The sequence below is a fragment of the Pantoea leporis genome (assembly GCF_028048155.1).
Classification (GTDB): domain Bacteria; phylum Pseudomonadota; class Gammaproteobacteria; order Enterobacterales; family Enterobacteriaceae; genus Pantoea; species Pantoea leporis.
The window spans coordinates 147,623-161,612 of the sequence record NZ_JALMEU010000011.1; the positions used below are offsets into that span (position 1 = coordinate 147,623).

At 47.1% G+C, this 13,990-nt stretch carries 16 protein-coding genes, 1 tRNA gene and 1 pseudogene; 10 read left to right on the top strand and 8 right to left on the bottom strand.

What is annotated here, in order from left to right; translation table 11 throughout:
- Window position 1: 1 nt before the first annotated feature.
- Window positions 2-1,885 (top strand): TolC family protein, encoded by a 1,884-nt coding sequence (locus tag MWH02_RS21030; RefSeq protein ID WP_271461368.1) that lies wholly within the window; start codon window positions 2-4, stop codon window positions 1,883-1,885.
- A 341-nt stretch (window positions 1,886-2,226) separates the two neighbouring features.
- Window positions 2,227-2,931, top strand: coding sequence for an MgtC/SapB family protein (locus MWH02_RS21035; RefSeq protein ID WP_110867369.1), 705 nt, complete (start codon window positions 2,227-2,229; stop codon window positions 2,929-2,931).
- Window positions 2,932-3,203: 272 nt separating this feature from the next.
- Here MWH02_RS21035 and MWH02_RS21040 read toward each other — a convergent pair whose 3' ends face one another.
- From MWH02_RS21040 to MWH02_RS21075, 8 genes and pseudogenes are all read right to left on the bottom strand, one after another.
- Window positions 3,204-3,794 (bottom strand): hypothetical protein, encoded by a 591-nt coding sequence (locus tag MWH02_RS21040; RefSeq protein WP_217549722.1) that lies wholly within the window; start codon window positions 3,792-3,794, stop codon window positions 3,204-3,206.
- A pseudogene (locus MWH02_RS21045) lies at window positions 3,794-4,480 on the bottom strand (phage integrase); the annotation flags it as partial. The pseudogene MWH02_RS21045 and the gene MWH02_RS21040, both read right to left, overlap by 1 nt.
- Before the next feature lie 891 nt (window positions 4,481-5,371).
- Entirely contained in the window at window positions 5,372-6,238 is an 867-nt protein-coding gene (locus MWH02_RS21050; RefSeq protein WP_271461369.1) for a glycosyltransferase family 17 protein, read from the bottom strand.
- 151 nt (window positions 6,239-6,389) lie between these two features.
- A tRNA-Leu gene (locus tag MWH02_RS21055) sits at window positions 6,390-6,492 on the bottom strand.
- Between the two features lie 111 nt (window positions 6,493-6,603).
- On the bottom strand, window positions 6,604-7,491 hold the full coding sequence (locus MWH02_RS21060; RefSeq protein ID WP_271461370.1) for a hypothetical protein: 888 nt from the start codon (window positions 7,489-7,491) through the stop codon (window positions 6,604-6,606).
- 10 nt (window positions 7,492-7,501) lie between these two features.
- Window positions 7,502-7,999 carry a hypothetical protein gene (locus MWH02_RS21065; RefSeq protein WP_271461371.1) on the bottom strand — a complete coding sequence of 166 codons (498 nt, stop codon included), beginning with the start codon at window positions 7,997-7,999 and terminating at the stop codon, window positions 7,502-7,504.
- An 88-nt stretch (window positions 8,000-8,087) separates the two neighbouring features.
- Complete coding sequence (locus tag MWH02_RS21070; RefSeq protein WP_271461372.1) at window positions 8,088-9,110, bottom strand: phage integrase; 1,023 nt, start codon at window positions 9,108-9,110, stop codon at window positions 8,088-8,090.
- Between the two features lie 9 nt (window positions 9,111-9,119).
- On the bottom strand, window positions 9,120-9,725 hold the full coding sequence (locus MWH02_RS21075) for a phage repressor protein CI (RefSeq protein ID WP_271461373.1): 606 nt from the start codon (window positions 9,723-9,725) through the stop codon (window positions 9,120-9,122).
- A gap of 89 nt (window positions 9,726-9,814) precedes the next feature.
- Between MWH02_RS21075 and MWH02_RS21080 the strand changes: the two genes are divergently transcribed.
- The 8 genes from MWH02_RS21080 (at window position 9,815) to MWH02_RS21115 (ending at window position 13,929) form a co-directional block, all read left to right on the top strand.
- Complete coding sequence (locus MWH02_RS21080) at window positions 9,815-10,051, top strand: hypothetical protein (RefSeq protein WP_061720369.1); 237 nt, start codon at window positions 9,815-9,817, stop codon at window positions 10,049-10,051.
- 34 nt (window positions 10,052-10,085) lie between these two features.
- Window positions 10,086-10,595 (top strand): phage regulatory CII family protein, encoded by a 510-nt coding sequence (locus MWH02_RS21085; protein ID WP_271461374.1) that lies wholly within the window; start codon window positions 10,086-10,088, stop codon window positions 10,593-10,595.
- A 2-nt stretch (window positions 10,596-10,597) separates the two neighbouring features.
- The gene (locus MWH02_RS21090; protein ID WP_271461375.1) at window positions 10,598-10,789 is read left to right on the top strand and encodes a phage filamentation protein Fil family protein; all 192 of its coding nucleotides are present in this window, start codon (window positions 10,598-10,600) and stop codon (window positions 10,787-10,789) included.
- On the top strand, window positions 10,753-11,091 hold the full coding sequence (locus tag MWH02_RS21095; protein WP_271461376.1) for a DUF5347 family protein: 339 nt from the start codon (window positions 10,753-10,755) through the stop codon (window positions 11,089-11,091). The genes MWH02_RS21090 and MWH02_RS21095 overlap by 37 nt, the downstream gene beginning before the upstream one ends.
- 64 nt (window positions 11,092-11,155) lie before the next feature.
- The gene (locus MWH02_RS21100; RefSeq protein ID WP_271461377.1) at window positions 11,156-11,386 is read left to right on the top strand and encodes a DUF2732 family protein; all 231 of its coding nucleotides are present in this window, start codon (window positions 11,156-11,158) and stop codon (window positions 11,384-11,386) included.
- Complete coding sequence (locus MWH02_RS21105) at window positions 11,386-11,613, top strand: TraR/DksA family transcriptional regulator (RefSeq protein ID WP_105088565.1); 228 nt, start codon at window positions 11,386-11,388, stop codon at window positions 11,611-11,613. The genes MWH02_RS21100 and MWH02_RS21105 overlap by 1 nt, the downstream gene beginning before the upstream one ends.
- Window positions 11,610-11,927, top strand: coding sequence for a DUF5405 family protein (locus tag MWH02_RS21110; protein ID WP_271461378.1), 318 nt, complete (start codon window positions 11,610-11,612; stop codon window positions 11,925-11,927). Before MWH02_RS21105 ends, MWH02_RS21110 begins: the two co-directional genes overlap by 4 nt.
- The gene (locus MWH02_RS21115) at window positions 11,920-13,929 is read left to right on the top strand and encodes a replication endonuclease (RefSeq protein ID WP_271461379.1); all 2,010 of its coding nucleotides are present in this window, start codon (window positions 11,920-11,922) and stop codon (window positions 13,927-13,929) included. The genes MWH02_RS21110 and MWH02_RS21115 overlap by 8 nt, the downstream gene beginning before the upstream one ends.
- Window positions 13,930-13,990 lie beyond the last annotated feature (61 nt).

Below are 13,990 nucleotides of genomic sequence, written 5' to 3' on the forward strand. Positions count from 1 at the left end.
CATGAAAAATAATAACAAGATGCGCCATGCACAGGCGCGTCATCTCTCTCTGCTTGCCGTTTGTATTGCCGTTGTGATGGCGCCCGCGGTCAACGTGATGGCGGATTCCACCAGTGAGTTGATGATGTTTGCGGAAATGAGCGGCCAGCGTCCTGTCGCTCCTGCGGCAGCGCCGGTGCGAACGCAACGTTTGCAAGGTTCAATGGCGCCTGCATCTGCTCCAACGACACCTGCGGCAAAGGTTGCGCAACCAACGTTCACCGCGCCTGCGCCGCTGTTTGTTGAAAGACAGATACCGGAGGTCGCGATTACTCCGCGGGTTCAGCCGCCAGTTGCGCCAATCGTACCGGCCCCAATAGCAGAAGCGCCGCACCAGCGCGAAGCCGCCGAACGTCCTGCACAGATCAGCGCGAAAACCAGCCAGCATGCTGAAATTCAGGGCGGAGGTTTCCTGACGGAGGATCAGCGTCGCCCTGAACCACAGCCGTTTAACCCGATGCAATCGTCGCGAAATGTGGGTCAGCAGCAGGCGGCAGCAACGAAAACCTATGCTCCAGCTGAAAGCGCTAAGGCAGATTTTAGTTATGTTAGCCCTCCAGCAGCGACTACAGCGGCAGAAACGACTTCACCCGTTACGTTAAGCGGCGGAGTTAATGAAACAGTTGCCGAGAGTGAAATACGGCAAAAGTTTCTCTCAGCTGCGCGTATCACCTGGCGAATCAGCCCGGCGCTGAAGTCCTATATCGCTCAGGGTGATGCGGCTGAAGCCAGCGTAGATGAAGCGAAAGGCCAGCGCTGGCCACAAGTTGATGTAAGCGCCGCTTCGGCAACCAAAGAGTTTGGTGGTGGAACTAAAAATTATGAATACCAGGGGAATATGCCGTCTTTAGGTGTTTCAGTAGCGACTAATCTAATCGACTTTGGCCAAACCAGTCGCACCATTGAAAGTCGCGAAGAGCGCGTTAAGTCAGCCTTACAGTCGGTGCAGGCACAGCGAGAAGATTTGGCGATGCAGGTAAGTAACGCCTTGATTGAGTGGAATAAACAGCAGCACGTCATCGCCATCAGTAAGCAGTATTTGGCGCGTATGGCAGAGCTGACCAAAATGCTCAGCGGTATTGTTCAGTCAGATACTGGACGTCGCAGTGAACTGACGCAGGCAAAAGGGCGCTTACTGCAAGCGCAAAGCTACCTGGAAAATGCCGAGTCTCGCGCGCGGGATGTTGAAATCACTCTGAATCGCCTGATGGGCAACAACCGCGTGACGTTACCAGCCAGCGATAAGTGGGCGCTTTCCTTTGGTGATTTAAACCGCCAACTGACGAGTTTGGATGTCCATCCTCTGATCTTGCGCGCCAGCGCTGAGGAGCGAGCAGCCTTTAAAGAGGCGGAGGCAATCAAAGCTTCTGGCCTGCCAAAGCTCAACTGGACGGTAAGCAAAAACACCCGTGAAGATCAGCTCGGACGACAACAGGCATGGCAAACCGGCCTGAACGTTAGCTGGGGCTTATTCCGCGGCGGTTCAACCAACGCCCAGGAAATTGCGGCGATTAAACGTGCCGAAGCGAGTCGTCAGCAAGTGCAGGAGCAACGCCGCGATCTGGAAAATCGTGTGCGTGCTGCCAACCAGAATGCACACTCAACAGCGGAACGCGCCGTGCTGTATAAAAACCTGATTGTGGAATCCGATCGGATTCGTAAGGACTTCTTTGATCAGTGGTATCACTTAGGCCGCCGTTCATTGCTGGATGTATTGAGCGCAGAAAGCGATCTGTACAACAACCAGGTCAGTGAAGTCAGCAACCGTTTCGATAGCTATGCCGCCATTATCAGCGGATATGCTAACTCGGGCACGCTAAGTCGTTGGCTAACGACGGGGCGATAACAATTCCATACACCCGCTTCGGCGGGTTTTTTGTTTTAACCCAACGTAAACGAACGGGCTATTTGAGTTGGCAATGCTGCGTAAGTCACTTTAGAATCGCGGCGAATTTTTACCCAAGAGGAGAACGGCATTGGACACAAGTCCCAAACGATTACAGCAGGACCTCGCGGTAAGATAGCCTTCACGCTGTCTTAACTGCGCGTTAAGACGGTGAATTTCCTTCCAGAATCACCCCTTTTCATAAGCACAATGCGGCTGGTTCCCAGCGGTATTCGCACTGTCTGTAATCCATTTATTAATCTTTTGTTCCGCAAACAGAAAGCTGCGGATTGAGGTCTATCATGGATTGGAAAATCTTTTTACTGCGCGTCACCGTCGCGCTGGTTTTGGGTGCGCTGATCGGCAGTGAGCGCCAACTACGTCAACGCATGACCGGATTACGCACCAATGCGTTGGTGAGCACCGGCGCTTGTCTCTTCGTTCTGATGACACAAAGCGTGCCCGGCATCGCTACGGATGCGTCACGCGTTGCGGCTTATGTGGTTTCCGGTATCGGTTTCCTCGGCGGCGGAGTGATCATGCGCGATGGCTTGAACATCCGCGGATTGAATACCGCCGCCACCTTGTGGTGCACCGCCGCCATTGGCGTGCTGTGCAGCATGGGATTGCTGCTGGAGGCGGCCCTCGGCTGCATGGTGATCCTGTGCGCGAATATACTGCTGCGTGAACTGGCCTTGGGTATCAACCGCCAAACCATCGTCTCAGCAGCCGAAGCGATGCAACACTACAAAGTACAAATCATCTGCCTCGCGCAGGATGAGGTTCAGGTTCGCAGCCTAATGCTGCACACGCTGGGCGGCAGCGGATTGCGTCTGCAATCACTGCACAGTGAGGATTTGGATCCGCCGCATCGCATGGAGGTGAATGCTGAGGTGATTGGCAATCCCACGTTAACCGATCAGCTGGAAAGCCTGGTGAGCCGCATCAGTCTGGAAAAGGGCGTAAGTTCGGTGCGGTGGCAGGTGAATGAGTTGGAGCGTGATTGATATTTAGATGTGCTTTAGAAAACGTATCGCCATTTGATCGCCACTATGAATGACAAACAAAAAAGCCACCTTGAAAAAGGTGGGTTAACAGTATGATTTACATTACTAAAATTAGTGGCGCTGCTGGATTTGAACCAGCGACCAAGCGGTAACAAGTTAAAATTTATAGCGAGTGGAATCAGTAATTTACTGAATTTAATGTTTTCTTTAGGCCGAATAGTGATGAAAAGTGGCACATAGCGTTGAGCTCTGCTGCCACTCAGCTGCCATTTCTACACAAAAATTTCTCTAGCTAGAATTCCCATCCAGTCAGAGTTGTCTAACTTCCTGTAGAGGGGGGTTAGACGCTCTTTAACATGCAAAATGAGTTCGTTTTCACTCATTTCAGAAGCTTTTGAATAAAAGATAGGTATTGCTTCGTCAAACAGTTCCCAATAAAAATTGGATAGAATATTCGCTGATCTGGCGAAAGCTCTTGGCGGAAAATCTAAGAAATAATGAGTAAATAATGCAAGCTTGCCCTCAACATCTTCACCGGATTTAGAAGCAATCAAATATCCTATTTGCATCCGTAGCCATACTAATGCGCTGTAATGAGGATGTGGATTTTGTATGTTCATCTCTCGCTGGTAAATTTTTAGATATTGCTCTACTTCATTACGATCAGGTATCGGCTCTAAATTCAGAGATGCCAGAATAAGGAGAGTATCAGACTCTTCGCCTGTTAAGACTTTTCTTTCAGCCCATTCTGTTATCGCTTTGTAATACCTATCCAAGCCAATTACATGAAATGTATTACTGAAAACCCTAACGCATAGGAGTTCTTCGAGTTCTAAATCATCACACTGAATTTCCTTCTCCATCACGATTCCATTTTGCTGAGAGGGTTAAGTAAAATAGCTTCAGACAAGTTATCTGGCGCAAAATGCGCATATCTCATTGTTACCTTAATATCTGTATGCCCTAGTATCCGCTGAAGTACGAGAATATTGCCGCCGTTCGTCATGAAATGAGACGCGAACGTGTGGCGCAAAACGTGCAAAAACTGCCCAGCAGGTGTTTCGATACCGGCACGTTGCATGGCCTTCCTAAAGGCTAAGTAACAAGGTTTAAAGAGCACCTGTGCTTTCCTGCAGGCTGGCAGATCAGCTTGTAATTTTTTAGTTATCGGCACCTCGCGGTTTTTCTTGCCTTTAGTTTTCACATAGATGAACTGACCGGCGCGGATTTGGTTGCCCTTTAAGCCTTCGGCTTCACTCCAACGTGCGCCAGTTGCCAGGCAGATCTTCATAATGGTAGTTAAATCTTTAGAACGGCTGTTCCCACATTCAGCGAGGAGTGTTTTAATTTCCTCAATGGTGAGAAACGCCATCTCCGATTCACTGATTTTAAACTCGCGCACGTTTTCAAGCGAGTTCGGAGCGGTTCATTAATCTAACCGGCGTAGCTCGTTAAACATTGCCCTAAAATATGCCAGCTCTAAATTAACAGTGCGCGGCGTAACCGTCTTCACTCGGCTGGAGCGGGTGATCTTCCCGCTTATCCGCTTTATCTCCCAGCCAAGGCTTATGTTGAGCCTAATCTTTTACGAAATCAGGCAAAGCGTCGCGGCTACACGTCAGGAGACTATCGCGCCAGCGGTTTGGATTGGTTCAGAGCAAATCAACGTGGCGCAGTTGATGCTTGACAGTGTTGCGCTTATGCAGTGAATGGCAAGTCATACGCACCCGTCTACCGGGCAGCCAACCAACAGTGTCGCCATCGGGAAAAGTGCCATACATGTCACTGCACTCGCCGCGAAATATTCTCAAGTTATCGGTAAATTATCCACTTCACCAGACCTGCTAACACAGCGTTTTTTTATGCCTGCTATCACACCACACAGAACGCACGTAGCCGCACGCATCAGAACAGCCACTCGACTAATCTCCCTCACATGGATCACCCGCACAGTAGGGCACAGGTGCAGCAACAGCCCCACAATGACGAAAACGGCGCTACATCGCACCCGCCTGTGGGTTTTACATCATAAAAATTTTTCAGTTTTATTTTTATGCAAACCGATGCGCCAGTGCACGCGGCTGCTGGCTTTCTGATGTAATTAGGCAAATTAAAATCTTGAAAAGATTTTGAGTGCTTTTCAGTTTGAAGGATCAATATTGGATCTTGGTAATTGCACAGCTCAATGAGAAAAAGACAAGATTGTTATTTGCAGATTATTGGATCTTGAATGGATCTGCTGCTTGAGCGTAAGCAATGTCCATTTGGCCATGATTGGTTAGGGGGCTGCGGTAAAATTGACTGATTCGAATGGACTGAAAAACAGAGGGGTAAAAACAGTGTCAGGCGTCATTAAAAATTAGCACGATTATAGGTGGTTGTGCTTTCCAAAAGTTTAAATGACGCTAAGAATTAACCGTTTATTGTCAACCTAAAATTATCACAAGACGAATTGTTTAAATTTTTCTCTGTTCGCAACAAGGTAAGATGGGAATTTATCATTAGTTAACTCTTGCCTGACAAGTTTTCTTTCCCTATTCCATAAATCTTTACCATTTTTCAGCGCATCAATAATGTGCTCTTTATTATTTAAATGAGGTAAATCATATTCGGTATGAGAAATTGAAGACATTTTTTCTGATATCCGTTCTGGAGTCATAATCCATGAGAAATGCCAGCCTGCATTTTTTATGACCTCGCTGCGTAACTTAAACCAGTTTCTTGAAATAAAATGACTGTATAATTCTGATTTCTTTATGTTTCGGAACAACTCTGGTTTACCGTCAAAATAATGTTTGAGATTATGCATATTAGTAGCCCGTGGTAATCGGCATTGACGCTCTGATCCGTCAGCATTGAATACTTGAAGATTAAATTGATAATTATAAAAAGGCATATACAATATCGTACATAATTTCTTGGGGTTTATTTTTTTTATAATTGCTGAGTTAAAAATTTCATCAACATCGGAAATTAATATCAAATCTTCATCCTTAGCCTTTTTTAATCCTCGCATTATAGCGTTTCTTGTTGCAGCCTCGTTTGCCCAGGCATCATAGTTCCCTGCTTTACCATTTTCTAGAATTGGTAACTCATCAAAGACAACATAGATAATCTTATCTTTAAATCTTTCATATTTATCTATATCGAAATTTAATTTCTTAGGTTTCCCAGTGAATGTATGAGTAGATTCTACAATGACAAAATAATCTACGGCATCGTCCAAACTATTTAATCTTATATCAAGTAGCATATCTTCGTCGTAGTATAAAAAACAATCATAAATCATTAGGTATTCCTTACGCATTGAGTTAGTTCCAGCGTCTTATGTTCACAAATGATAGATGCTGCTGTCTAGCTTTTGGATCTCGGTGGACAAAAAGGGGGCAATGAAAGCCAAATACGAAAAAGCCACCTCAAGGAAGGTGGCTTAAGAGCATGATTTAAATCACTAAATTTGGTGGCCCCTGCTGGGTTTGAACCAGCGACCAAGCGATTATGAGTCCCAATTTGAAGCGAGTAAAATCAGTAACTTACTGATTTTTATGTTTTCTCTAAGCCGAATAGTGATGAAAAGTGGCACATAGCGTTGCGCTCTGCTGCCACTTTGCTGCCATTTACAGTAGTGGTTAGATCTCTAAAACTAAGGGGAACTTAAATAAGCTAAGATGATTACTCATCTGACATGTTGTGAATTATTCCATCTTTGAAAATCATTTTCTTATCTCCAGTTGCATAGTTTTGAACTATTCCTAATAATTCATTTGAATAATCAATTGTCGATGAAACGTTCAAAGGTTTGTTATATTGGTATTCTAGAGTATAAGAGTTTAATTTAATCTTTAAATTTCCGCTTTTATTTTCTAATAGTGCATCTTGAAAACTCTCGCTAAAACTACCCTTACCATATTGCATGTTTTCAATTTTTTCTGGAAGGATGTTTTGAAGTTCATAAAGTGATATTCTCTCACCTTTCTCAATGTCATTTATAAATAGCTCATTATTTAATGTTCGGCTAAACGCGTGGCTCACTTCATCCAAGTTAAAGTTAGGCTGAGACTCAACCCATTTCATATCAACGAAGGGATTGAATGAAATTATTCGAGGTGGTGAAATGGCTTTGATATTTATATTTATTAATTTTAGAAGAGGGATACCATCAGCAGAAGTCCAATCTTCATCATTACCTTCTCGAACAATTAATAAATCTATTTTATACTGCTCAGCCTTAATTTTAGCACCACTCTGATAACCTGTTTTTGTAGCATATATAAGCCTTAGCCCAGGGATGTCATTGGTTTTTCCAATAAAGGCATCAATTTTATCAATAGTTATTGTTGATGCATAATCCTTGCATTCTATTACACTTTTGTAAATCTGACCGCCTAACTGGAATTCCCAATAAACATCGAATTGACGTTCAATTCCGTTTCGGTCTGTTATTTTCTTATCTATTTCTACAACTATATTCTTAATGTGCGAAATTCCTTCTGCATTCAGAAGGCTTTGCTGTATTCTGCCTACAAAAAACTCATAATCTTTCCATGTTTTATTTGTCATTTTAATATTCTCATTCTTCTAATTTGAAGATCATTAACAATGCGTCGATGGGATTGCCTTTGAACCAATGTTCATTTTTAGATACGCGCTTCAGTTTATTTTCATCGTAGACTAATAATCCGTGTGTTTCATCTAAACCAGAGAATAAATCCATTTCCTCTGGAATACCTGGTTCATAATGAACGAAATAGCCGGTATCATTAGCCTCAACAACATAGGCATAAATTATTTCAGAAGGTAATTTACCACTTAAATTTTTATCATGCTCGAAGTCATGTCCAGGTTCATTCCAGAAAGGACTATCTAAGTCGCGATCAGTGCCTGTTAACTTTGCTAGTTGTAATCTATTTGTAGGTTCTTGAAAATCATTTTCATCAAATGAGTAAGTTTCAATCGAGAAATTTCTAAATAATACGAGGCCATTGTGATTGATTTTTTTTAATTCTTTGATCAAAAGTGAACTGATATCCGTCCATTCTTCTAAGCTTATAATAGGTATTTCTTTCATGATATTTCCTTTCTAAGCTTTGATTGAAAATTATAATGATGTGTTTTTAATAATAAAGTTCTAATAGTTAAGGTTTTAGAGCCTTTATTTATCGCATATCAATTTTTTCTAATGGATTTAAAAGCATTGCTTCAGAAAGATGATCAGGTGCAAAGTGTGCATAACGCATTGTTACCTTAATATCCGTGTGCCCCAAAATTCGTTGAAGTACAAGAATATTCCCCCCGTTCATCATGAAATGAGACGCGAAGGTATGTCGCAAGACGTGTGTCAGCTGCCCAGCTGGTGTCTCGATATCGGCACGTTGCATGGCCTTTCTAAAGGCCGAATAGCATGGTTTAAAGAGCGCCTGTGCTTTCCTACTTGTTGGCAGTTCAGCCTGTAATTTTTCAGTTATCGGCACCGCGCGGTTTTTCTTGCCTTTAGTTTTCACGTATATGATCTGACCGGCGCGGATTTGATTTCCCTTCAAGCCTTCGGCCTCACTCCACCGTGCGCCAGTTGCCAGGCAGATTTTCACAATGGTAGTCAGGTCTTTGGATCGGCTGTTCTCACATTCGGCGAGGAGGGTTCTAATTTCCTCAATGGTGAGATACGCCATCTCGGATTCACTGATCTTAAATTCGCGCACGTTCTCAAGCGGATTGGGTGCGGTCCATTCATCTAACCGGCGTAGCTCGTTAAATATCGCCCTGAAATACGCCAGCTCTAAATTCACCGTGCGGGGCGTTACCGTCTTAACTCGACTGGAGCGGGTGATCTTTCCGCTTAGCCGCTGCTCGCGATAAGACGCAAAAATTTTCGCGTTAAACTCGGTAGCAAGTGGGTTTCCCATCGCCTCGCAGGCGAACGCCATTGTGGTTCGCCGCTTCTCACCATCCGCTAACGTAATGCCATGCGTGTTGAACCACAATTCAACAAGCTCAATTACCCGCCGCTTATCTGCTTTCTCTCCAAGCCAGGGCTTATCTTGAGCCTGCTCTTTTACGAACTTCTCATAGGATTGTGCTTCGCCCTTCGTCGCAAACTGGCGGCGAATCCTTTTGCCGTCACGGCCGTTTGGAAAAACCTGTGCCTGCCATTTCCCGTTGGGTAATTTGTTTATCGCCATGCTTTGCCTTTAAAGGTACTCAGTGCGGGCAACGACTTTGCCCAAGACCTTGATGTCTTCTGCCTTGCATTCAAATGAGGCTTTTCCATTCTCAACGCGGATGCGGCCGCCGGGAAAACGGTACAGCTCTTTAACGCTAATGAGCTTGTCAATCTCGATGAGCCACAGCCCGTCGGTGATTTCTGCGGCGGTCATATCAACCAGGTAATTCTGTTTCTCGAAATGTACTAACAGTGGGGCTTTAACATCACTTGGTAAGAGCTGAGCGTCATATTCAACCCAATTAGATGATGAGAAGTTCCCATTTGTGATTTTTCTGAGTTCGATTTTGGTTGATGGCTGATCTTGATTTGTGATGTTCGAATCACCGCGTCCATATGTCAGCCACTCAAGGGAAGTGCCGGTTTCCATCGAGCAAATCAGAACCCAATCAGCAGGAAAGTTCCCACGCATTATGCGGTTAGCCATAGTGCTTTGAGACACATCTAAGTGTCGACATAGAGCCTGTCGAGATGCAAAACCGTATGCCTGGACGATGCGCTCAATGGGATCTTTACCACCCTCTGGTAAAGTTGGAGCTTTACGACTCGTAAAATCTTTCGTTGACCTTTCCAATTTGTGATCCTAATATTCACTCGTCGTATCAAGACGTGTTTAATAGTGATGAATAGAGTTGGTTAGAACTCAACAGAGGATAGTGCATCATGACCCGTAAACTTTCAATGCGCCCATCAATCAATCTCGTGATTTCAGAACCGTACATTACTGTCGAAGAGTTCTGCCGTCGCACAGGTTACAAGAAGGGAACTGTTCGCCAGATGTACCGTGAAAACCGCCTACCTATCAGGAATAAGGATGGGGTTAACGGCCTCATCGAAATCAACATGCTTGCCCTAATTATCGAAGCAGCAGCCGGTCATGAAATCACAATGCAGGCTTGATGCATCCATATTGGGATAACGTGAGGTATTAAGCATGTTTGATTTCAGTGTCTCCACACAAAGCCATTTTGATGAAGCGTGCCGCGCGTTTTCCGCAAAGCACAACATCATCCAGCTGGCTAAAAAGGCGGGACTTAATCCGCAAACCATCCGTAACAAGCTCAACCCGGAGCAGGTCCATCAGCTTACCGTTCGCGAAATGTTGATTCTGACCGACCTGACGGAAGACTCAACGCTGGTTGATGGCGCATTGGCTCAACTGCAATGCCTGCCATGCGTGCCGGTTAACGAAATCGCTCAGGAGAACTTACCGGCTTATGTCCTCAAGGCTACCGCCGAAGTCGGGCAGCTGGCTGCTGGCGTTGTGAGTCAGAGGAAATTTACCTCGGCCTGTAGGCGTGGATTTGTGCAGAACGTTAATGCCGGCATTCGCTGCCTGACTTTAGCTGCGATAGCCGTTCAAACGCGCGTGCATTCCAACCCTGCAATGGCTGGCACTGCCGATGTGTTAAGCGGGATAGGCGCATCGATAGGGGTTGTTTAGTTATGGCGTTTTCAGTGGCGCCGCTTCTAAGACGGCAAAGCCCTTCACACGCATTCGGTCACGGCTGGATTGCAGCTGAAAATGGCAGGCGCTGGCACCCGGCAAACTCTCAAGCCGAATTGCTGGCAGGTTTAACTGGCAACAGGAAAAAAACGACATGGCTTACAAAGCTGAGAGCATCACTGTTCAAATGAGCGCGGGGCAGCGAGTTAGCGCGCTTAATCATATTGCCGCACTTCGCACCATGATGTACGGCGATTGCGGTAATGAGCTAAAGCGGTTCATTAGTGATATGCGTAATACTCGTGATCCACAGTACGAACAAAATAACCGGGCGATGAGCGCCATTTTCTTTCTGGCAAACATCAATAAAGTACGTCACAACGTTGAATACAGTGAATTGACGAGTGACGAAATTACCGCGCTGATAGGTGCAATGAATCACTTTCGCGCAGTCGTGAGTTTATTTCCCAAGAAGCTAACGCTTCCAAATTAATTAATCCGAAAAATTAATGGCGTAAACCCGCCGGGCATTCTTTTGCCTTCAATAAGGAAAGTATATGGAACTGAAAAAAAACAAAGAAGTTAACAAATCCTTTGAGCAGCCTCTCGATGCAATGCTTCGTGACGTGCGCATGGATGAGCGACGTAACAGGGCGGAGTTAATGGCTTCAAGGTTGAACGTTCTTGCTTGGAAAATTAATAGCGGTGAACTGAATCATGTGGAAGCAGCTGAATTGCTGCGCGAGGAGTCCTTAAAAATTCAGCACCAAGCACAGGAGCTGCACTAATGGCCGACTCAATGGATCTGGTTCAGCAGCGCGTTCAGGAAGAACTGGCGCGCAACCTGGCAACGGCTATTCACCGTCCTGCAGGAGCGAGTGAGTTTTTCTGCCTGTCATGCGATGCAGCTATCCCTGAAGCGCGTCGCCGAGCGTTGCCGGGTGTCGAGCTGTGCGTTACCTGCAAAGAGATTAGCGAATTGAAAAGCGTGCATTACAAAGGGGCCGCGCTTTGAGAGTCCAGGTTGATGATCGCTATGCAGTGCGCGCGTTGAAATCCAGTGAGCCGGGCAAGCCGCAACAGCTGGTGCTGGAGAAATTCAGCTGGCTTGAGGTTGATGGTGTCCGTCAGCGCGTGCCGCAAACCATGGCCGTATATGAGTCGGCAGTGCTCCTCATGCGCGATTTGGCTGTTGATGTCATTGGTCGCCATGTTTTGCACGGCCAGATGAAAACAACTGCGGCCTTTGTAGCGGAAACTCGCCGCATTGCTGAGTTGGTCGAGGCTGCAGTGCAAGAGCTGGCTGAACTTCAGGCCGCGCATGTCTGAAAGTCTTCCTGATCTCCTTACTGGTGAATATCACGCCGTAAATCAGCAACGGCGTGAAGTCTTTGGCATGTCCGCTCCGGCGGATATGTCCCTTTCTGAGCGCCGTCTCTGGAATGTGAATCCAGAGGACCACAACTGGCGCAGCCAATATCTGCAAAATATGCCGGATTATCTGGCCGGTTACTTTGCCGATCGCTACAGCAAAATCCTCTCAGCAAACAATGGCCGCCGTCGGGCCAATGCGTTTCTGCGCCAAACTATCGGCCAAAACGTATTGCCACGCCTGCAGCTGGTTCGCAGTCGCTATCGTCTTGATGAAGCCGCTCAACATGAACTGCCGTTCATAAAGCAGCTTGATCGTCTGCCCACGCTTGACCGGCAGGACGTGCGCGATATGGCTTATAAAGTTGCATCCTATCTTTCGCTCAGCTTGGCTGATTTTGTCGATAAAACATCAATGCCGCAGGAAGCGGACGAGCAGACCATAACCTGCATTGCTTATCGCTACGTTGCTGAGCTGGCCGCATTGACCGGCACGCAGCCGCCATATTGGGCGGAGTTCAAAGCCTGCAAAGGTGAGCTGAGTCTGCGCAAGGCGCAATCAGGTTTATTGCGCATGATGGCGCCTGAATGGTGGCGTGGCCGTCTTAAGCAGATGCGCGATCTCCAACGCGAGCACATGGCAATCGCTGTAGGGCAGGTGCAAAAATCAGCTTCACCTTACGTATCACGCGGCACGCTGGCGGAATGGGTCGAGCAGAAGAAACGCAATCGCGAGTTCTTCAAAAGATACGACCTGATGAACAAAGAAACCGGTGATCGTGTAGCGATGGACGAGATGGTCAACCGCAGCACCGCGAACCCGGCCATGCGCCGTCGCGAGTTGATGACCAGAATGCGTGGCTTTGAAGACATCGCCAATGAAACCGGCTGCGTAGGGGACTTTTATACGATCACCGCGCCGTCGCGTTATCACTCCGTTTACAGTCAGGGCGGTTTCATTACCAAATGGAACGGCTCAAGCCCGCGCGATACGCAGCGCTATCTGTGCCGTGTTTGGGCGCGCATCCGCGCCGCACTGTCACGCGAAGAAATCCATGTTTTCGGTTTCCGCGTCGTTGAGCCTCATCACGACGGCACGCCACACTGGCACATGCTGCTGTTTATGCTGCCGGAGCATCGCGAGCATGTGCAGCAGATCATGCGTGAGCATGCCAGCAAAGAAGACGCCGACGAACTGAACACGCCGCAGGCGCGCAAAGCGCGTTTTCACGCTGAGCCTATCGATCCCACCAAAGGCAGCGCCACGGGTTACATCGCTAAATATATCTCCAAAAATATCGACGGCTTCGCAATGGACGGCGAGAAGGACGATGAAACCGGCTCAAACATGCGTGATATGGCGAAAGCTGTTTGTGCGTGGGCTTCTCGCTGGCGAATCCGCCAGTTTCAGCAGATTGGCGGCGCGCCGGTCACTGTATGGCGCGAGTTGCGCCGTCTCGGCGATACGCGCCTACCGAACGAGAAGATGGACGCCGTGCTGGCGTCTGCTTCCGTTGCCAGCTGCTGGGCGTCTTACACCATGGCGCAGGGGGGTCCGCTGGTCGCGCGTGATGACTTAGTGATCCGTCTTTGTTACGAGATCACCGAAATGGGCAACGAGTACGCGGAGGACGTGCAGCGCGTTCAGGGTATCTACTCGCCTCACTATCAAGATTCTGAAGTATTCACGCGTCTGGTGAAGTGGGAAGCCGTTGCCAAATTAGCCGACGCGTCAGCGGAGGCTGGTCCTTCTGGCGGCATCGCCGCCCCTTGGAGTTCTGTCAATAACTGTACGGGGCCGGAGCGCCGGCGGTTAGAGCTGGAACTAAAAGCCCGTGGTTTTGAGGGGCATGAGGAGGAAATTAGCCTCCTTTCCAGGGGATGCAGTATAAATTCCGGCGCGCGAATGCGGCTGTTTTACCGAAACGGCAGACTCCAGGAACAAAAGATAACCATCTGATTAGTCCAGAGGATTTCTCACGGAAGGTAAAAAAACATTTCACATTTCGAAACTCATAATA

What these genes read in the sequence shown, in the direction of transcription:
- MWH02_RS21030 (WP_271461368.1), top strand. Translation starts at nt 2, where the DNA reads ATGAAAAATAATAACAAGATGCGCCATGCACAGGCGCGTCATCTCTCT.
- MWH02_RS21035 (WP_110867369.1), top strand. Translation starts at nt 2,227, where the DNA reads ATGGATTGGAAAATCTTTTTACTGCGCGTCACCGTCGCGCTGGTTTTG.
- MWH02_RS21040 (WP_217549722.1), bottom strand. Translation starts at nt 3,794, where the DNA reads ATGGAGAAGGAAATTCAGTGTGATGATTTAGAACTCGAAGAACTCCTA.
- MWH02_RS21050 (WP_271461369.1), bottom strand. Translation starts at nt 6,238, where the DNA reads ATGCGTAAGGAATACCTAATGATTTATGATTGTTTTTTATACTACGAC.
- MWH02_RS21060 (WP_271461370.1), bottom strand. Translation starts at nt 7,491, where the DNA reads ATGACAAATAAAACATGGAAAGATTATGAGTTTTTTGTAGGCAGAATA.
- MWH02_RS21065 (WP_271461371.1), bottom strand. Translation starts at nt 7,999, where the DNA reads ATGAAAGAAATACCTATTATAAGCTTAGAAGAATGGACGGATATCAGT.
- MWH02_RS21070 (WP_271461372.1), bottom strand. Translation starts at nt 9,110, where the DNA reads ATGGCGATAAACAAATTACCCAACGGGAAATGGCAGGCACAGGTTTTT.
- MWH02_RS21080 (WP_061720369.1), top strand. Translation starts at nt 9,815, where the DNA reads ATGACCCGTAAACTTTCAATGCGCCCATCAATCAATCTCGTGATTTCA.
- MWH02_RS21085 (WP_271461374.1), top strand. Translation starts at nt 10,086, where the DNA reads ATGTTTGATTTCAGTGTCTCCACACAAAGCCATTTTGATGAAGCGTGC.
- MWH02_RS21090 (WP_271461375.1), top strand. Translation starts at nt 10,598, where the DNA reads ATGGCGTTTTCAGTGGCGCCGCTTCTAAGACGGCAAAGCCCTTCACAC.
- MWH02_RS21095 (WP_271461376.1), top strand. Translation starts at nt 10,753, where the DNA reads ATGGCTTACAAAGCTGAGAGCATCACTGTTCAAATGAGCGCGGGGCAG.
- MWH02_RS21100 (WP_271461377.1), top strand. Translation starts at nt 11,156, where the DNA reads ATGGAACTGAAAAAAAACAAAGAAGTTAACAAATCCTTTGAGCAGCCT.
- MWH02_RS21105 (WP_105088565.1), top strand. Translation starts at nt 11,386, where the DNA reads ATGGCCGACTCAATGGATCTGGTTCAGCAGCGCGTTCAGGAAGAACTG.
- MWH02_RS21115 (WP_271461379.1), top strand. Translation starts at nt 11,920, where the DNA reads ATGTCTGAAAGTCTTCCTGATCTCCTTACTGGTGAATATCACGCCGTA.